This is a genomic window from Reichenbachiella ulvae, from assembly GCF_025833875.1.
GTDB classification, from domain to species: domain Bacteria; phylum Bacteroidota; class Bacteroidia; order Cytophagales; family Cyclobacteriaceae; genus Reichenbachiella; species Reichenbachiella ulvae.
The window spans coordinates 1,419,051-1,437,175 of record NZ_JAOYOD010000001.1 but is presented as its reverse complement, the minus strand read 5'-3'; the positions used below and the strand labels follow the sequence as shown (position 1 = coordinate 1,437,175).

17 protein-coding genes are annotated in these 18,125 nt (G+C 39.3%); 10 read left to right on the top strand and 7 right to left on the bottom strand.

What is annotated here, in order from left to right; all coding sequences use genetic code 11:
• Positions 1 to 131 precede the first annotated feature (131 nt).
• On the top strand, positions 132 to 2,723 hold the full coding sequence (locus N7U62_RS05745; RefSeq protein ID WP_264136941.1) for a TonB-dependent receptor: 2,592 nt from the start codon (positions 132 to 134) through the stop codon (positions 2,721 to 2,723).
• Positions 2,724 to 3,566, top strand: coding sequence for a DUF4249 domain-containing protein (locus N7U62_RS05740; RefSeq protein WP_264136940.1), 843 nt, complete (start codon positions 2,724 to 2,726; stop codon positions 3,564 to 3,566).
• A gap of 208 nt (positions 3,567 to 3,774) precedes the next feature.
• On the opposite strand, the gene N7U62_RS05735 is transcribed toward N7U62_RS05740, so the two are convergent.
• Positions 3,775 to 3,993, bottom strand: coding sequence for a hypothetical protein (locus tag N7U62_RS05735; protein WP_264136939.1), 219 nt, complete (start codon positions 3,991 to 3,993; stop codon positions 3,775 to 3,777).
• Positions 3,994 to 4,349: 356 nt separating this feature from the next.
• On the opposite strand from N7U62_RS05735, the gene N7U62_RS05730 reads away from it, so the two are divergent.
• The 6 genes from N7U62_RS05730 to trmB all read left to right on the top strand — a co-directional run bounded on the left by N7U62_RS05730 (position 4,350) and on the right by trmB (position 9,619).
• Positions 4,350 to 5,678, top strand: a complete 1,329-nt coding sequence (locus tag N7U62_RS05730) for an SPOR domain-containing protein (protein ID WP_264136938.1) — start codon at positions 4,350 to 4,352, stop codon at positions 5,676 to 5,678.
• Positions 5,679 to 5,760: 82 nt separating this feature from the next.
• Positions 5,761 to 6,441 (top strand): MotA/TolQ/ExbB proton channel family protein, encoded by a 681-nt coding sequence (locus N7U62_RS05725; RefSeq protein ID WP_264136937.1) that lies wholly within the window; start codon positions 5,761 to 5,763, stop codon positions 6,439 to 6,441.
• 6 nt (positions 6,442 to 6,447) lie between these two features.
• Positions 6,448 to 6,837: an ExbD/TolR family protein gene (locus tag N7U62_RS05720; protein WP_264136936.1), complete on the top strand. Its 390-nt coding sequence runs from the start codon at positions 6,448 to 6,450 to the stop codon at positions 6,835 to 6,837.
• A 1-nt stretch (position 6,838) separates the two neighbouring features.
• A complete protein-coding gene (locus N7U62_RS05715) occupies positions 6,839 to 7,663 on the top strand; it encodes a hypothetical protein (RefSeq protein ID WP_264136935.1) in 825 nt (274 codons plus the stop codon).
• Positions 7,664 to 7,667: 4 nt separating this feature from the next.
• Positions 7,668 to 8,954, top strand: a complete 1,287-nt coding sequence (locus tag N7U62_RS05710; RefSeq protein WP_264136934.1) for a bifunctional folylpolyglutamate synthase/dihydrofolate synthase — start codon at positions 7,668 to 7,670, stop codon at positions 8,952 to 8,954.
• Positions 8,955 to 8,956: 2 nt separating this feature from the next.
• The gene (trmB, locus tag N7U62_RS05705; protein WP_264136933.1) at positions 8,957 to 9,619 is read left to right on the top strand and encodes a tRNA (guanosine(46)-N7)-methyltransferase TrmB; all 663 of its coding nucleotides are present in this window, start codon (positions 8,957 to 8,959) and stop codon (positions 9,617 to 9,619) included.
• Here trmB and N7U62_RS05700 read toward each other — a convergent pair.
• From N7U62_RS05700 to trpS, 5 genes are all read right to left on the bottom strand, one after another.
• Positions 9,616 to 10,506 carry a hypothetical protein gene (locus tag N7U62_RS05700; RefSeq protein WP_264136932.1) on the bottom strand — a complete coding sequence of 297 codons (891 nt, stop codon included), beginning with the start codon at positions 10,504 to 10,506 and terminating at the stop codon, positions 9,616 to 9,618. The two genes, trmB and N7U62_RS05700, sit on opposite strands and share 4 nt — an antisense overlap.
• A gap of 11 nt (positions 10,507 to 10,517) precedes the next feature.
• Positions 10,518 to 11,072: an RNA polymerase sigma factor gene (locus N7U62_RS05695; protein WP_264136931.1), complete on the bottom strand. Its 555-nt coding sequence runs from the start codon at positions 11,070 to 11,072 to the stop codon at positions 10,518 to 10,520.
• 141 nt (positions 11,073 to 11,213) lie between these two features.
• On the bottom strand, positions 11,214 to 12,185 hold the full coding sequence (locus tag N7U62_RS05690) for a calcium/sodium antiporter (RefSeq protein ID WP_264136930.1): 972 nt from the start codon (positions 12,183 to 12,185) through the stop codon (positions 11,214 to 11,216).
• A gap of 230 nt (positions 12,186 to 12,415) precedes the next feature.
• Positions 12,416 to 14,143 (bottom strand): phospho-sugar mutase, encoded by a 1,728-nt coding sequence (locus N7U62_RS05685; RefSeq protein ID WP_264136929.1) that lies wholly within the window; start codon positions 14,141 to 14,143, stop codon positions 12,416 to 12,418.
• Positions 14,144 to 14,156: 13 nt separating this feature from the next.
• On the bottom strand, positions 14,157 to 15,125 hold the full coding sequence (gene trpS / locus N7U62_RS05680) for a tryptophan--tRNA ligase (RefSeq protein ID WP_264136928.1): 969 nt from the start codon (positions 15,123 to 15,125) through the stop codon (positions 14,157 to 14,159).
• 170 nt (positions 15,126 to 15,295) lie between these two features.
• Here trpS and N7U62_RS05675 point away from each other — a divergent pair, with 170 nt between their 5' ends.
• Positions 15,296 to 16,378 carry a DUF1573 domain-containing protein gene (locus N7U62_RS05675; RefSeq protein ID WP_264136927.1) on the top strand — a complete coding sequence of 361 codons (1,083 nt, stop codon included), beginning with the start codon at positions 15,296 to 15,298 and terminating at the stop codon, positions 16,376 to 16,378.
• A gap of 66 nt (positions 16,379 to 16,444) precedes the next feature.
• Positions 16,445 to 17,035 (top strand): tetratricopeptide repeat protein, encoded by a 591-nt coding sequence (locus tag N7U62_RS05670; RefSeq protein ID WP_264136926.1) that lies wholly within the window; start codon positions 16,445 to 16,447, stop codon positions 17,033 to 17,035.
• Between the two features lie 14 nt (positions 17,036 to 17,049).
• Here N7U62_RS05670 and N7U62_RS05665 read toward each other — a convergent pair whose 3' ends face one another.
• Entirely contained in the window at positions 17,050 to 18,123 is a 1,074-nt protein-coding gene (locus N7U62_RS05665; protein ID WP_264136925.1) for a DNA/RNA non-specific endonuclease, read from the bottom strand.
• Positions 18,124 to 18,125: the final 2 nt, after the last annotated feature.

Genomic DNA, 18,125 nt, shown 5'->3' with positions numbered 1-18,125 from the left:
TTTGTAACTCATTTTTATTTTCCTTTCTTTACTATGTATAAATTTGACGAAAAGTCACCTATACATAGTCCTTGAGAGTAGTTTACAATTTTTTTCTTTCTTTAGCAGTGGTTATTTGCCTGGCCCAAACGATGAGGGCTCAGTCAGATAAGCTATCTCAAGTCATCTCTATATCCAAACAGAAGTACTCAGTCCGGTCTTTATTGGAGAAGGTTTTGCCAGAAAATGGTGTGTTTGTTTCTTACAATGATGACATCATTCCAATGGATAAACAAATTGTATTCAAATCAAAAAATGGATACAAGGTGGAGTCAATTCTGGAAAAGATTTGTAGAAATGAAAACTTGAGTTTTGAGGTAAAGGAAGATCAAATCCTGATCAAATTTTATGATAGGCCAGATAGTGAGTACAAATATGTAATCAGTGGCTCGATTAAAGATGTTGAATCAGGAGAGTTGTTAATAGGTGCTGCCATATACATTCCACAATTAAAGACCGGGGTTTCGACCAATGCCTATGGGTTCTATTCTTTTACCTTAACCAAAGGTGTTTACAATCTGGAAATCAGCTATATCGGATATGAAGCTCAATCGCTTTTTATCGATATCAATAAAAACCTCAAAAGAAATGTTGAACTCACCCCCAAATCCATTGAGTTAACAGAATTACATGTAGATGAGTTAAACCCATTAGATATCAAAGCCCATTCAATACTATCAAGTACGAATAGGATAGATATGAATATGGCTAAGCAAATACCGTATTTAGGTGAGGTTGATGTATTTCAAAGTTCATTGTTACTTCCGGGCATTACTAATATTGGTGAGGGGGTTTCTGGAATCAATGTTAGGGGAGGTAATTCAGATCAAAATCTTATTTTGATGGATGAGGCAATGCTTTATAGCTCTAATCATTTTTTTGGTTTGATTTCAATTTTTAACCCCGATGCTGTCAAGGATGTCGAAATATTAAAAGGTGATTTCCCTGCAAAATATGGAGGAAGGACATCTGCAGTAATGCACGTCAGACAAAAGGAAGGGAATGAAAGAGAGACTCAGGTTTCTGGAGGGATTGGTTTACTCACTAGTCGCTTGATGGTTGAAGGGCCAATGCTGAATAATAAGGCCAGTTACCTGTTATCTGGTCGCTCTACCTTTTGGGATTTGATCTTAAGAAATTTGAAAAATCCAGATTTTAATGATATCCGTGCCAATTTTCAAGATGTTAATGGTAAAGTTAAATTCAATATCAATTCAAAGAATAAAATTTACCTTTCTGGTTATTGGGGAGCGGATGCAACCAAAATCGGGACAGATGCTTATCAAACCTGGGGTAACCGGATGGTATCATTTCGATGGAATAGCATTTTAAGGAAAAAGCATTTCTTTAATACTACAGCATACTATTCAGGATACCGTTACAGGTATGTCGAGAATGAAGAGTTCAGGGATTTTACGGGAAGAATTTCCATTGATGATTTTTCATTAAAGCTAGATGTAAACAGCTATTTGAATCCCAACAATATTCTGGAATGGGGTGCCTCAAGTATCTATCACAAACTATTACCTGGAGAATTAATATCTGGTGAATTGGATACGTCGGGCAATGAATTCAAACTGGAAGATGAAACAGGAATAGAATCTTCAATTTATCTGTCTTCAGAAAATAGAATTGGATCAAGGATAACAACCCTGCTAGGGTTACGAGTATCACATTTTCTCAATAATGCGGAATCTGATGTTTACATCTATCAACCAAATGTTCCTAAGAGTGTAGAGACGATTACGGATACTTTGAAAGCGGGTAATAAGGAAAGTAAAACGAGTTTTTGGAATATCCTTCCTAGAGCTTCTTTGAAGCTTCTCTTGTTAGAAAATACCTCAGCAAAGATTAGTTATAGTAGTTCTGTACAGTATATGCATTTGTTGTCCAATTTCTCCTCGCCAACATCTTCTGATAATTGGGTTATGACTGGACGCAATATTAACCCAACTGAGATGTATCAGGGTACTTTGGGAGTATATCGGTACTTCCCATCCTTAGAGATGAATGTTTCTGCAGAGCTGTATTATCGTAGACTAGATGACGTAATTGATTATAAAAATGGGGCTAATTTGTTTTTGAATCCACAGGTAGAAACAGAGTTGATTTTTGGAGATGAGAGAGCTTATGGGATGGAACTTTTTGTTAAGAAGACTTTTGGTCGATGGACAGGGTGGGTAGGATACACGCTTTCTCGAGTAGAAAGAAAGTTTGATAGTCAATTTGAAGAATTAACCATCAATGAAGGCAACTATTTCCCTTCAGATTTTGACAGAACACATGATTTTGCTTTGACAATGGTGTTTAATGCCAATGAGAAGTGGAGCTTTTCGTCCAATTTTGTTTTTTATACAGGTCGACCTTACTCTTTCCCTGATTCCAAATATGAGTTTGATGGGATCTTAATTCCGAATTATCCTTCGAAAAACCAAGACCGCCTGAGTAATTACCATCGTTTGGATTTGTCTGCTACTTGTAAATTAGGTGAGTATAAACGAACGGGTCAAAAAAGAGGATATGAATCCAATTTGGTTTTCTCAGTCTACAATGTCTACGCCAGAAAGAATGCGCAAGCTTACTTTTTTAGTGAGGATGAAGATCGAACGGGTAAACCTGTTGTGAATCAGCTATCTGTTCTAGCATTTCCTGTTCCGTCTATCACCTACAATTTTATATTCTAAGTGAAAAACCCTTATGTAATCATATTGCTTTTAGTTTTCAGCTCTTGTCTCGAACCAGTTGAAATTGATTTGCCAGATGGGGATAACAGGAGAGTTGTATATGGTTGGTTGAGCAGTGTGCCAGAGGATTGTCTAGTTAAATTACAGTGGAGCAATTCATTCAATGATGCAATAGAATTCGAAAGAATTAAAGGGGCTACTGTTTACGTAACGTCTAATTCGGAGAAAATTGATTTTGTAGAGCAAACGGAAGAGGGGCTCTATTTGCCTTCTGACTATAATTTTGAATTCTTGCCTAATAACTTCTATCGGCTTTGGGTTATAACAGATGGAGACACATTAGTATCTGATTTTGAACGGCTAGGTGTGGTATCTCCTGTAGATTCTGTGTTTTCCAGTTTTTTAGTTGACCCAGATGCATTTGACATATCGAATCAGCAGCCTAACTACTACATTTCTGCATTAATTGACGATGATCCAAATGTTCGCAATTTTTATAGGTGGAAAGTTTATGTGAATGGCGAAGAACAGAAAACAGCAAATGATCTGATTTTGTTTGATGATTTAATCACCAATGGCAATCGATTTAGGATGGATGCCAATAATGTTCTCTTTACAATTGATGATTCGGTTAGTTTTAAAAATTTGTCCCTTTCTGAGGCTGCCTACAACTATTATGTCGCAGTGCAATTACAGACAGTCAACAGTACGCTAGAACCAAATGTGAGACCCACCAATATAATTGGGAATATTAAAAACATGACTCACCCAGATCAAGAGGTGTTTGGGTTCTTTGGCGTGTCGGATGTCCAGGTGATTAATGATGTGACTATTGGTAATTAAGCGATTTTCTTAGTTTTAAAAATCCAAGTATTTACTAATGTTTTGGAATCTTAGATGATGCAACTTTGTATAAATGCCAATACAACTTATGAAAAACAAGAAATTTATTTTTATGATGCTGGCTCTCATCAGCCTATTGGTTATCAAAAAAATAGCGGTTGATGATAAAATAGAAATGCATCAGGAAGTTCATGCCTCTGTGAGATAATTATTTCTCTAGTAACAAAACTTCATTTACATATCCAAGGGCATTGATTCTGACCCTGAGATATTTCTCTACCTCTTTTTCTTCGCAGTTGATTTTGTATTCATAGAATTTCTGCCCTCTTTCATAAAGCAAAGTTTGCTCTGGTCTACCCAGCACTTCATTTAGTTCTTCTTCTGTAAGGGAATAAATTTCTGCCCTTATCGAATCTATATTTTGCACTTTTCTTTTTCGGTATCCAGAACAGTCTTGTAGTTCTGATTTCCATAACTCGGTATTTACGAAAGAGTTACTTTTTTTCTCTTTTGAGTTGCAACTAAGCAGTAAGTGAAAAAATATGAAGAAAACAATATATGAGAGCTTTGATTTCATAAGAAAAAATTGTTTGAATCCGATTAAAAGGTAAGTAACAATTAATCAGGTATATTATTTGGCCCGAGTTTCTATCGCAATATTAACAACAATAATATTGGATTTATCAGGGCTTAGGATTAAGTTGTAAAGTCAAATTAAATGGCTACATTTACTGGCTAGAAAAAGAAACTAGAATATTTACTATATCAACAATAAGATTGACTATGGCTGAAGATAAGCTAAATGATGGTTCAGAGGAAGAAAAAAAATCATCAAATGACATGTCGGATGACGATTTCGGTTTGCCTGATTTAGAGTTTGATGAATTGCAAGAATTGGACATGTCTTTTGATGATGATGAAGAGTCAGATGATTCTCCAGTTCAAGAAGAACCTACCCCCTCTGATTCACCTTTGTCTGGGTCGGATGATATTGATATGAGCGTATTGGATGATATTCCTACTCCTGGGATAGATGAGCCAAGTGCTGATGCGGGATTGTCTAATTCTATTTTGGATGAGGGAATTGATGAAGTAGAAGATGTATTAGATAGTGCACAACTCATATCAGATAGGTTAGGGGATGATGATGATGACGATTCCTCTAGTACAGATTTTGGAAGTATCAATTATGATGAGCTGATAGGAGAAGATTCGTCTTCTGAGCCGGAAAGCTCAACTGAAGATAGCTCAGACTCTATATTTGCTAGTGATTCTGAAACAGATTCATTGTTTGGTGACGATGATACTTCGGATGATGATATCATGTCAAGCGATGATTTACTAGCAAGTATTGATAGTCCTGATGACCTGGCGGCCTTAGGTATGGCAGATGATGAAGAGGAAGACACCGATTCTTTATTTGCTTCTGATGACCCATCTTCTGTGGACTTTGGAAGTTCTTCTGATGAGGAATCTCTTTTTGATTCAGACAGTATTTCTTTTGGAAGTTCAGAAGAAGAGGAGCCAATTACCAATGATACTGAGGATAAGAAGTTACCCGAAAACTATAAAGCCTATACCTACAATGAATCTTCTGGAGGATTCACCAAGATCATTGTAATTGGTGTAATAGTCATAGCTGTCATAGCAGCCGGTATGCTTTGGTTGTCAGGAGGTCCTGAAGAAAACAAAGAAGTGGCAAAAGTTGAAAAATCAAAACCAGAGCCAAAGAAGGAAGAACCAGCACCAGTAGCTGAAATAGAAGAACCTGAATCTGAGGTAACTGAAACGACTAAGCCTGAAGAACCAGTTGAAGAAACAACTAGTACAGCTTCGGCGAATGCGGCACCAGCTGGTGAAATCATCAGAGTAACTGATCGTACTGGTTTGTCTTATATCATCATCGGTAGTTTTATTGATGAAGATTTAGCGATGGATTACGCCAAAGAGCTCAGCGAACAAGGCAGAGGAGTGAAAATTATTTCACCTTTCGGTAAATCCAAGAGATACAGGTTGTCTATTGCAGATTATTCCACTTATGGAGATGCTGCTAGTCAATTAGGTCAATATCAGTCTGAATTTGGAGATCAGGTATGGGCTTTGAAGTACTAAGTGAAACGAAAAACATATAATAATTAAAAAGGTCAATTTTTGGCCTTTTTTTTGTTTACCCCAATCTATGAATATGCTCAATATGGTTTTATTATCGATACTGCAAGAGTTGCCAGTAGAAGAGACGGTCGAGGTGGTAGAAGAAATGTCAATCCTAGATCTATTGTTTAAAGGGGGATATATGATCCTGCCCATCTTGTTACTGTCCCTAGTAGGTACTTATATTTTTGTTGAGAGGATTTTAAACATTAAGGCTGCTGGAAAGACTCCTGACAACTTGATGGATGAAGTCAAGCAATTGGTAGTGAATGGCAAAATATCAGAGGCTCAAACGCTTTGTGCTAGAGAAGCTACTCCTATCGCAAAGATGCTTGAAAAAGGGATATCAAGAATTGGTAACCCATTGAGAAGCATTGAGGCTTCCATCGAAAATGTGGGAAAGATAGAAGTATACAAGCTGGAAAAGAATTTGTCCTTGCTGGCTACTATTTCAGGTGCAGCACCCATGATTGGCTTTTTGGGAACTGTTACGGGTATGATACAGGCATTTATGTCTATTGCTCAGGAAGAAGGAGCTGTGAGTCCAAAGTTGTTGTCAAGTGGAATATATGAAGCAATGATTACAACAGCAGCAGGTTTGTTTGTAGGTATTATTAGTTACCTGGCATACAATTACCTCATCACCAAAGTGGGGAAGTTGATCCATAAAATGGAGTATACTTCGATCAATTTTATTGATTTACTTCAGGAACCCCAAAAATAAGAACTTATGGATCTGAAAAGTAAACATAAGGTAGAAGCATCATTTTCTATGTCGTCTATGACAGATGTGATTTTTCTATTGCTTATCTTTTTTATGCTCACCTCTTCGTTCATTACACCTTCTGGTTTACCAGTCAATTTGCCTACCAGCAAAAGTTCGAATATTGTGATGCAGAAAGTGAGTGTAACCATCACGCCTGATTTACAATATTTCGTGAATGACAAGAGCACGAGTTTGAATAATTTGGAGGCTGCCTTGAAGGCGGAACTGATGGATAAGGAGGGCGTTGTGGTCTTGCATTGTGACAAATCTGTCCCTGTGGAACATTTAGTAAATGTAGCCAGTGTGGCTACCAAATTAGAAGCGAAGATTTCATTGGCGACCAAGCCTGATTGATATGGAATTGAACGAAAAGAAAAATAGAATTACGGGTGTTTACGTGAGTGTAGTGCTTCACGCAGTCTTGCTATTGATCTTTTTCTTTACACTGGCCTGGACAGAACCAGATCCACCGATACCAGAATATGGTATAGAATTTAATCTCGGAAATGAACTTATCAGTGACAATTCGGATGATGTGCCTGTTCAATCAGAAACAATAGATGATGTAGAGGAAGTTCAGGAAGCCGAGCAAGCAGAGGAAGTTCAAGAGTCTAGTGAGGCCTCTAGTCCAGAAGAACCCGTAGAAACTGAGACGACAGAAGCAGTCGAGCCAGTAGAGGAGTCGACTACTACCGAGGATATTAACAGCCCCGATGTGGTAGAAAAACAAGTGGAGCAAAAACAACAGGTTGTAGAAAAGCCAAAAGAGCAGCCTAAGAAAGAGGAAGTTAAAGAAGAGGATGATACCAAAGGAGAGGATGCTGCTAAAACCACTGATTCTCAACCTAAAATTGATGATCGAGCCATTTTTAAGAAATCTGATGCAGGTGGCGGTAGTGGCAATGCCGGATCCAGCCTGGATCTGAGTGGATGGGATTGGGACTTTGCTCCTCAACCGGATGATAACTCTAATGAAGAAGGATACATCGTTTTCGAAATCAAAGTAGATGATGAAGGCGAGATTATTGGTATCCGAACAATTGAAAAAACAGTTTCTCCAGTTGTGGAAAGAGTCTACCGAGATGCAGTGATGGATTTGACCTTTAGCAAGCTTTCGGATAATCGATCAATGGCCCCAGTCTCAACAGGGCGTATTACTTTCATCATTACTTCCAAATAAACATATGACCTATCAGGAGTCGCTCGACTTCTTGTACGAGCAATTACCCATATTTCAGAGAGTGGGGGCAGCTGCTATGAAGAAGGATTTAACAAATACCCTTCGACTGGCTGATGCACTGAACAATCCAGAAAGGCTATTTAAATCCATTCATATTGCAGGAACCAATGGCAAGGGTTCTACTGCCCATCTTTTTGCTTCAGTGCTACAATCCGCTGGTTATAAGGTAGGACTTTACACTTCTCCACATCTTAAAAGTTTCAGGGAGAGAATTAAGATTAATGGAGAATTAGTGCCTGAATCTTACGTGGTGGATTTTGTTCAGAGATGCAAAGGGCTAATGAAGGAGGTGCAACCTTCTTTTTTTGAGATTACCGTGATCATGGCATTTGAATATTTCGCTCAGCAAGAATTGGATGTTGCTGTAATAGAAGCGGGGCTAGGTGGGCGACTAGATTCTACAAATATCATTACACCAGAGTTGTCGGTTATTACGTCCATAGGACTGGATCACGAGGATATATTGGGTGCTGGTATTGAAAATATTGCAAGAGAGAAGGCGGGGATTATCAAAGAAGGCGTGCCTGCTGTATTAGGTGAGATGCCTGCTTTGGCAAAAGAAGTAATTCAAGAATATGCGGAGTTGAAATCAGCGCCATGTTATTACGCATTCGATTTTTTTCAATCTCAGTTGCTAGAAAAAAATGAAGTCAGGATTCATGATCGACCATCGAACTCCTGGACTAATTACGCTTCAGACCTAAGGGGCGCCTCTATTGAAAAGAATCTCCCCATTGTTTTAAAGGGATTAGAAGTGCTTCGGACTGGTGGTTATGCAATAACTAATGATGCCATTGTTAGAGGAGTTTCCTCAGTAGTAAAGCAAACAGGCCTAAAAGGAAGGTGGCAACAAATTCGAGAAACACCATTGACTTTGGCGGACATAGGTCACAATGAGGAAGCAGTAGGTGAGCTGATGAATCGACTCAATCAATTGTTGACTGGTGATAGACAATTACATGTTGTCTGGGGAATGGCAGGAGATAAAGCAGTGGATAAAGTAATGAAGCTATTGATTAAGAAGGCTTCTTATTACTTTTGCGCCGCGGATATACCCAGAGCGATGAAGGTGTCAGATTTATCCGTTTTAGGTGAGAAGTATGATCTTGATTTTGAGACATTCGATTCGGTAAGTGAGGCTTATGAAGCAGCACAAGCTAATGCTAAACCTGGAGATGTGGTTTTTGTTGGTGGAAGCACCTTCGTAGTGGCAGAAATAAAGGACTTGTAAAAGTGGGAAGAAAGAAATTAGAGAGATTCGAGGATAACGCGATTCGTTACAATGTGGTAGAAAATGGGAAGCCTAATTTTACCAAACTAGGAGGGAAGTGGAGAACCGATCATTTCAAGAATAACAATGACCTGGTGGTAGAGTTAGGTTGCGGACGTGGGGAGTATACGACTGGACTTGGAGAGATTTTTACGGATAAAAATTTCATAGGCGTGGATATCAAAGGGGCCCGCATATGGGTAGGAAGTTCCTATGCGGTTGAGAATAATCTTGATAATATCGCCTTTTTAAGAACTAAAATTGAGCAAATTGATGACCATTTTGCCTCAAATGAAATCTCCGAATTGTGGATTACATTTCCCGATCCTCGACCAAAGGATGGGGATGAAAAAAGGAGGTTAACGGCGCCTCGATTTATGGAAATGTATCGAAACTTATTGGATGATGAGGGTTGGTTAAAGTTCAAGACTGACAGTACATTTCTATTCGATTACACACTGGAACTAATCCAAACAGGGCAGATCAAGGTTAAGAATCTATCTTATACCCACAATTTATATCAGTCAGAGTTTATGGATGAGCATCATGGTGTCAAGACCAAATACGAACAGCTATTCTATGACCAAGGGGAAAGCATTAAGTACATGAAGTTTCAGTTTGCTTAACTCACCACCAATGCGATCCCAGGATAAACTCTCTTGAAGTCATCTGAAATGATGATTTCTGGGCCAATTCTGATGTGATCATTGAGGCTTTTATGGATAGAGGCCTTGATGCTTCTTCCATTCCATAAACTGCTGTCAATGCTTTCGTTGATCTGGTAACCCATTCGGAAATTCCAGTTAGGTGCTCCGTCATTCTTTCTTAAGTCATAAATCAAATTACCATAGACCAAGGGTTGAATTTTGAGATTGGAAGCTTGACTTGATTCTGAACTAGTCAGGTTAGTCATTTGTATTTGAGTAGAAAGTCCGACACTCACTACATGCTGACTGTTTTTTCCTAAGTGTCCATATACAGGTAATGTCAATCCAATTTCTGGTGCCAAGCCATTGGTGTTGATGTTAACAGCTGCGAATGCTTTAGGTCTTTTATTGAAATGGTCCTTTGCTTCATTCATATCAGCTGTAGTAGCTTGAGTGATTTTAACTTTTGGAAGGCTGATCTTACTTGATTCATTTTTTTTAGTCCTATTTGAGATGGCTTTGGACTCTATAGTCCTTAATTCTTTCATCTCTGGTTTATGTTCTAATACATCGTCGATTTCAGCAAGCTTGGGTTGATCAATAGTCTCCTCCTCATTTTTATGAATGGGTGTTTCTTTCAATAGAAAATCTATGCTTCCTGCAACAACCAAAGAAAAGGAGGTGGTCATGACCAGAAACCATGATAACACTCGTTTGTCTATTTCAGAAAGTTTGGCTGATATCGATTCCCAAATCCGTTTCTTTCTTTCTAATCCCATAGAAACCTGATCGGCTACTTGACTAGCTGATTTACAGACTCGATCTGTCATGCTCTTTTTACTTATTTGCTTATTATTTGACTTCATATCTGTAGGGATTAAATAGCTCCTAGTTTTTCCAGTGATTTCATTAACGATGCTCTCGCTTTGCTCAATTGGGATTTAGAGGTGTTTTCGCTGATTCCAAGTTTTTCGCCGATTTCTCTGTGGGTGTAGCCTTCGATGGCATATAGGTTAAATACCGTTCTATATCCTTTGGGAAGCTTTCTGACTTCAGCAATGATATCTTCTTCAATTAGCCCTTGATCAATGCTGTACCCATTGTCTTTTTCAGCTGAGTGTTCAATATCTACTAATTTTTGTTTTCTCTTTCTCAAGAGCATTAGCGATTCATTGACGATAATTCTCTTAAGCCAACCTTCCAGACTTCCTTTTCCTCGAAACTCGAACTGAGGTATTTTGGCAAAGATTTTCAGGAAACCCTCAGTTACAGCATCCTCAGCTGCAGTCTCTTCGGACAAGTAACGAAAGCCTATACGATATAACTTATCAGCATATCGCTCATATAGCTCACGTTGCGCCTCGGCATCTTGGGCCTGACATCTTTTTACTAGTTCTCCTTCTTCCAATTGATTGGGAAGTTTAATGTTCATCGTTTGTATTCAAATGCAGCCAATACCAGATTAGTTGCCTAAGGGGTGAAATAATATCAGGTAAGGTAGAATCAAACAACAAACGACACTGTTAATGCAGCGTTAAAAGCTGTTAAGCAGTGTTAATAAGGAAGAAGAATTTTACATTCGGTTGAAGTAGAGGAAGACAATGTAGGCAGCAAAACCTAACAAGTATAATGCGCCTTCAGCTCTATCCAGCTTGTATTTTTGAAGGGTAAACATGAATAAGAACAACATGAAGGTTCCTATCATGATAATATAAAGATCTGTATTCAAATCAATATCAAAGGCCAATGGACCATTGAATGCAGCAGTGGCGCCTAAAACCAAAAGCAGATTGAAGATGTTGGATCCTACTATGTTTCCTACTGCCAAATCTGATTTTTTGTGAAAAGCTGCTACTGCTGTAGTTGCTAATTCAGGTAGGGAAGTACCTGCCGCTAGAATTGTTAAACCAATTACCTTTTCACTAATGCCTACGCTTTCTGCGATCAGAATAGCATTGTCAACGATCAGTTTACCTCCACCTCCTAGACCTGCTATACCAAATATGATTAGCATGGCAGTTTTTAAACTTCCATACATCTCGATTTCGTCCATGTCACCGCCTAGGTCACCTGTCCGTTGCATGTTTTGGAATACATAAAAAAGAAAGGCTCCAAACATGAGTAACAGTATGATTCCATCTAAGATACTGGCACTGTTTTCTTCCGCTCCAAAGATCAATTGATCATTGACTAGAATGAAGAATACAATAGTAGCGACCAAAGAATATGGAACTTCTTTCCAAAGTGCATTTTTTTGTACTGTCAAGGGATAGATCACACTTGATATCCCCAATATCAAAAACATGTTGAAGATATTGGAACCTATGATGTTGCCAAACACTACGTCGTTGTGCCCAGTAGATCCTGAAATAATATTGACTACCAATTCGGGTGCTGAGGTTCCCATAGCAACTACAGTCAGACCAATGGCTATGTCTGATACGTTGTATCTTTTCGCAAGTGATGAAGCTCCATTAACTAAAAAATCGGCTCCTTTGATCAAAAGAACAAAACCGACTATGATGAGCAACAATGGAATTACCATATTGTATTATTTAGTGCTTGGATGGTTCTCATATTAGAATTGAAATATAAATATATCTGTTTATACTTTTAGTCTAAAATGAAAAATATTGGACGCAATCAGTATTTAGATGCACTTTAGAGGTGCTGATATTCTAAAAATACAATTGATTCCATTTTGAGTTCTAATATAATGAACTTTTGAAACGGATTTGTGATATTATTAGAATACCAGCATAATTAGAGTAGGATTTATAATCCTAACTCTGATTTGATTTGCTCAATTTTTTGATTCAGCTTTTCTTTTTGTTCTTCAATACCTAGAGAGGAGCCAGATTCAGATTTTACACTGAAGTAAAATTTGATTTTAGGTTCGGTTCCTGAAGGTCTCAAAGAGACTTTAGAACCATCCTCTGTTAAGAATTGTAGCACGTTGGAGCTTGGGTAGTCCATTTTGGTTTTGTTACCAGTTTTGAGATCTGTTGCCTCGCCAGACTGATAGTCCAATAGGGTAGTTACTGGTGAACCTCCCAACGATTTTGGTGCATTGCTTCTTGCATCACTCATCATTTTTTGGATTTCTTCCGCTCCGGATTTCCCTTTTTTGGTTAGTGAAGTAAGTGCCTCCCAGTACATGCCAAACTCACTGTAGATTTCCTCTAGAAGCTCCATGACACTTTTCCCGTTGTCTTTCGCCCATGCAGCCATCTCTGCGATCATGGCACAAGAGGCCACCGCATCCTTGTCCCGAACGCTGTCCCCAATCAAATAGCCATAACTCTCTTCACCACCCCCGATGAATTCTTTCTTTCCTTCAAATTCACGGATGAGACCTGCGATAAATTTAAAGCCTGTCAGGGTATCATAGCTTTCGATATCAAAGCGATCGGCAATGTCCTTGATTAGCTCTGTTGTTACTATGGTCTTTACAATGAACTGCTTGCCGTTAAGCTTGTTGTTCTCTTTCCACTTGGTACACAAGTAATAAATCAATAGAGAACCGGTTTGGTTACCATTTAGTAACTCAAACTTGCCTTCTTTGTTTTTGATAGCGATACCTACACGGTCAGCATCTGGGTCGGTGGCCATAACCAAATCTGCATCGATGCTTTCTGCTTTTTTCAAAGCAATACTCATGGCTTCTTTCTCCTCAGGGTTAGGATAAACCACAGTTGGGAAATTGCCATTAGGTTCAGATTGCTCTTCTACTATAGTTACATTCTTAAATCCTAATCTCTCTAGAATGGAAGGAACCAGGGTGATACCCGTACCATGGATAGGAGAGAAGACAATAGAAAGATCAGATTGATTCTTGATAGCCTCTGGTGATAGGCTCAATGCCTCTAATGTATCCAGGTATTTGTCATCGATGTCTTTGCCGATTTTTACAATCAAAGCATCATCGGCTTCAAATTTCACATCTTCAAAACTAGATATGGCTCTTACCTCATCAATGATATTTTTGTCATGTGGAGCAATGATCTGCGCACCGTCCGACCAGTAAGCCTTATACCCGTTGTATTCTTTAGGATTATGTGAAGCTGTCAAAACCACCCCACTTTTGCACCCTAGCTCACGAATAGCAAAGGACAACTCAGGAGTAGGTCTCAATGCCTCGAATAAATAGACTTTAATGCCATTGGCAGAGAATATGGCTGCAGTGGTAGCTGCGAAGAAATCACTGTTGTTTCTACTGTCATGGGCGATAGCCACAGAGATTTCCTCTCCAGCAAATTCTTTTTTTAGATAGTTCGCCAATCCTTGAGTAGCTACACCGATGGTGTATTTGTTCATGCGATTGCTTCCCAAGCCCATGATGCCTCTGAGTCCACCAGTACCGAATTCCAGTTCTTTGTAGAACGAGTCTGTCAGTTCAGTTTCTTCTCCAGCGTCGATCATGGCCTGGATGGCTTTCTTGTCCGCTTCGTCAATGCTGCTATTGAGCCACTTGTCTATTGATTCTTGTATATATGCTTCCATATGTGTGAGGGTATTAAAATCCGATTAAGTCTTTGGTTCTTTGTAATACTTTTTGTGCGATGGCTCTGGCTTTTGCTTCACCTTCCTGAAGTTTTTGCTCTAGTTCAGCCTCGTTTTCCATATAATAATTGAAGAGTTCTCTTTCCTTTTGATACTTGTCTAAGATAAGCTCTAATAATTCTTTCTTGGCATGACCATATCCAAAATTACCTGCCAGGTATTTTTCTTTGAGTGAAGCCGTTTGCTCTGGTTCTGCGATGATTTTGTAAATCTGAAAAACGTTGCAGGTATCAGGATCCTTGGGTGCTTCTAATGGCAAACTGTCCGTTACGATCGCATTTACATTCTTTTTCAGCTTCTTTTCAGGAAGGAAAATGTCAATGGTGTTGCCATATGATTTACTCATCTTCTGTCCATCCGTACCCGGGATGGTCATGAGGTTTTCGTCAATTCTAGATTCAGGGATTACGAAATTCTCACCGTACTGATGATTAAAACTGTTGGCCATATCCCGAGTCATCTCGAGGTGCTGCTTTTGATCCTTACCAACAGGGACTATCTCCGCGTCATACATCAGGATATCTGCAGCCATTAGTACTGGGTAAGTAAATAGCCCTGCATTGACATCTGATAGTCTGTCCGATTTGTCCTTGAAGGAATGCGCATTGGCCAACATCGGGAAAGGAGTAAGGCAGCTCAGGTACCATGTTAGTTCACAAACCTCTGGTATCTTGGACTGGCGATAGAAAATTGACTTTTCAGTGTCCAGACCAAATGCCAACCACGATGCAGCCACAGCTTTGGTGTTTTCTTTTCTGACCTCAGCGTCTTTGATTGTAGTTAACGAATGGAGATCTGCGATGAAAAGCAACGATTCCTGACCTTCTTTTTCTGTCAATTGGATAGCTGGCTGAATGGCACCAAGGATATTTCCAAGGTGTGGTTTGCCAGAACTTTGAATTCCCGTAAGTACTCTTGCCATTTATGTAAATAATAGGTCGAAACTGACCAATTCTAAGTTGTTATTTATGTCGAAATGTGCGTAAAATAAATGCATTAATGCCTAGCAAAAAAACTCATCCGAAAAAATCCTATTAATTATTGGAAAGAAATAATCTTAGTAATTTTGAGCTTGAACAAATCAAATTTCTTATGAATAAAGTGACATTTTTATCCTTCCTGATTTTATCCGCCCTTTCAGTGTCGGTTTTGGCTCAACCAAAAATAGAGTTGATCGAAACGACTTATGATTTTGGACAAGTAAAAGAGGAAGATGGTCCAATTCTTCATGAGTTTGAATTTGAAAATGTAGGGGATGCACCATTGATCATTTCGCATGTCAAAGCGTCCTGTGGTTGTACCACTCCTAATTGGACTAAAGATCCTGTAGCGCCAGGAGAACGTGGATATGTCCGCGCGCAATACAATCCGATGAACAGACCGGGTAGCTTTAGCAAGTCACTTAGAATCAATACAAATGGTCAGCCGCCTGTGGTTTATGCTTATATCAAGGGTAGTGTGATTCCAAGGGTAAGAACGATAGAAGAGAAGTTGCCTACCAAGATAGGGATGCTCAGGGTGCAGAGTAACAATATTAATCTAGGAAGGATCACGGATGAAAAGCCTGTAAAATCTCAACTGGAGTTGTACAATGACAGTGAGACGGATACCCTGGTGTTTTTAGACAAGTATGAAGGGCCGGAATTTATTGTTGTGGAATATGATACCATGGTTTTGCCTCCTAAAACAAAGGCCAGTGCATGGGTGACTTATGATCCCAGCCATGAAGATCATTTAGGGATGCAGAGTTTTGGACTGTCCTTGTTCACCGAAGAGGCAGAGGATAGTCGAAAGAATTTGAACCTGAGAGCATCTGTAAGAGAGTACTTTCCTCCAATGACAGATGTAGAAAGGTCGAATGCCGCCCAGTTGAGCATCAATAATAAACTGCAGAATGTAGGGAAAGTTCAGGCTGGAGAGACTGTGAAGGTGGAATATGAATTGGTCAATACCGGCAAAAAGAACCTCAACATTAGAAAAGTAGATGCCAATTGCTCTTGTTTGGTGGCAGATCTATCTGACTATGATATCAAACCAGGAAAGTCGGCTAAACTTAAAGTCACCTTTGATACAAGCAATAGACGAGGTGGACAGAACAAAACAGTTTACATCTACTCAAGTGATCCACAGAACCCAACTCAAGTAGTTACCATTAGAGCTTCAGTACAGAATTAAAGTAAAAGCAAAGAATAGAAGTCTAATTGAGCATTAGCTTATAGCTTTGCAGCAAAATAGTCAACAATGAAAAGAATATTATTTGTAGTTATGTTAGCGCTGGCGGTTAGCTGTCAGTCAGAAGAACAATCCAAGGGAGATACGCTTTATGCAAAGAAGGATTTTAAAGGTGCAGTAGAGGCTTATAACGAATACCTGAAGCTACATCCTTCTCATGTGAAGTCACTTTATAATCGTGGACGTTCATATGAGGAATTGAATCAGTATGATAAGGCCCTTAAAGATTTTGAGAAAGTATTAGATATAGATGGTAAGAACACTTCAGCGATGTTGAGTTTGGCCAAGTACTACTATAGAGCTGAAAATTACGAGCAATCGCTATATTTTGCTGAATTGGCGATCAAAGAAAAGGATGATCTGGCAGAAGGATATTTTTGGGTAGGTCGTGCAGCGCATCACATGGGTGAATTCCCGAAGGCTCGTTCAGGATACAACAATGCCATTAATCTGGATAGACAATACGGAGAAGCTTTCTTGTACAGAGGTGCATTGAGTATGCAGGAAAAGAAAAGCACAGGTGCTTGCCAGGATTTTAAGCAGGCTGCAAGTCTAGGAGTGAAGGAAGCGGAATCAGCTGTAAGCAAATATTGCAAATAAGTATTCAGCCTGAATCACCAGGCTGAATAATCATAATAGCTTTCAATCTTGTTTTCAAGATCATCGGGTATGGAAGGGAAAAAGTCCATGCCCGTTTTTGTTTCCAGATCGTCCACGCTGAGTGCATATTCATACAATTCGGCAGATGATTTCTCATTGTCAAGCACAAATGCGATGGCCTTAACATCTTGGCCTACCAGTTCTAAAACTACTTTATAGTAGCCCTCCGGTACATATACTTTGTTCTTACCGATTTTCGTGCTTCGGCTACCATAGATAGGTCCAGTCACTACAAAAACCTCACCGTTGCTCATCGCCCAATCTCTTACTTGACCTTCGAGCTTTCTCCAGATGCCACGGTTAAAGCCCGGATCTTGGGGACTCATATTACTCATGTAGAAAGTTTCGCTAAGACCTCCTTCGTCCCAGGTGAAGTCTGCTGCAGGAGCCAAGTGCCCTCTATCATAGCCACTGCCTTTGTAGTCATCGGGGTGAGCAGATTTTGTATCTACCTCTGGGTCAGGTCTAAAATCATCCTCACGTTTGAAACGAGCGTTTTTCAAATTCTTGGCCGTTAATTTATAGGCAACCCAGTCCGCCTGCTCGGTTTTCTCGTTGTATTTGAGGGTGTAAAATTCATGTTCGATAATTTGATCTTCTCCCGTGTATTTTGGCCAGGCAAAATCAAAGCTTTTCGAAAAGTAATAGCGATCCGTACTGTTGTATTCTGGCAGATCCTCATTGGGCTTCACCGTTTCGACCATTCGCTCAGGATTGATCTTTTCTTTTTCTGCTACAGGTTCTTCCTTTGGTTCATCTGCTTGCTTAGAAGAAACGGTAAGTTCGGTCTTGCTTTCATTGTTTTCTTCCTCTACGAACCTTCTTTCTACAGATTTATCCTCTTTGGCACTGTCACTACCAAATTCAAATGTAATAGGTTCGAACTCCGAGTGATCTGAAAAATATTTCAATCCATAAATGGAAGCCGCCACCAGGGCCAATACAATTAGAATAATGAGAGGCTGACTACCGCCTCCCTGGTTGTTTGTTTTCTTCCTTGCTGTACTTTTCTTTCTAGTCTTAGCCATTC

Coding starts and splice junctions, on each gene's coding strand:
- N7U62_RS05665 (WP_264136925.1), bottom strand. CDS start 18,123: ATGGCTAAGACTAGAAAGAAAAGTACAGCAAGGAAGAAAACAAACAAC.
- N7U62_RS05695 (WP_264136931.1), bottom strand. CDS start 11,072: ATGAACATTAAACTTCCCAATCAATTGGAAGAAGGAGAACTAGTAAAA.
- N7U62_RS05715 (WP_264136935.1), top strand. CDS start 6,839: ATGGAATTGAACGAAAAGAAAAATAGAATTACGGGTGTTTACGTGAGT.
- trpS (WP_264136928.1), bottom strand. CDS start 15,125: ATGGCAAGAGTACTTACGGGAATTCAAAGTTCTGGCAAACCACACCTT.
- N7U62_RS05675 (WP_264136927.1), top strand. CDS start 15,296: ATGAATAAAGTGACATTTTTATCCTTCCTGATTTTATCCGCCCTTTCA.
- N7U62_RS05745 (WP_264136941.1), top strand. CDS start 132: ATGAGGGCTCAGTCAGATAAGCTATCTCAAGTCATCTCTATATCCAAA.
- N7U62_RS05690 (WP_264136930.1), bottom strand. CDS start 12,185: ATGGTAATTCCATTGTTGCTCATCATAGTCGGTTTTGTTCTTTTGATC.
- N7U62_RS05685 (WP_264136929.1), bottom strand. CDS start 14,143: ATGGAAGCATATATACAAGAATCAATAGACAAGTGGCTCAATAGCAGC.
- N7U62_RS05725 (WP_264136937.1), top strand. CDS start 5,761: ATGGTTTTATTATCGATACTGCAAGAGTTGCCAGTAGAAGAGACGGTC.
- N7U62_RS05670 (WP_264136926.1), top strand. CDS start 16,445: ATGAAAAGAATATTATTTGTAGTTATGTTAGCGCTGGCGGTTAGCTGT.
- N7U62_RS05710 (WP_264136934.1), top strand. CDS start 7,668: ATGACCTATCAGGAGTCGCTCGACTTCTTGTACGAGCAATTACCCATA.
- N7U62_RS05720 (WP_264136936.1), top strand. CDS start 6,448: ATGGATCTGAAAAGTAAACATAAGGTAGAAGCATCATTTTCTATGTCG.
- N7U62_RS05730 (WP_264136938.1), top strand. CDS start 4,350: ATGGCTGAAGATAAGCTAAATGATGGTTCAGAGGAAGAAAAAAAATCA.
- N7U62_RS05700 (WP_264136932.1), bottom strand. CDS start 10,506: ATGAAGTCAAATAATAAGCAAATAAGTAAAAAGAGCATGACAGATCGA.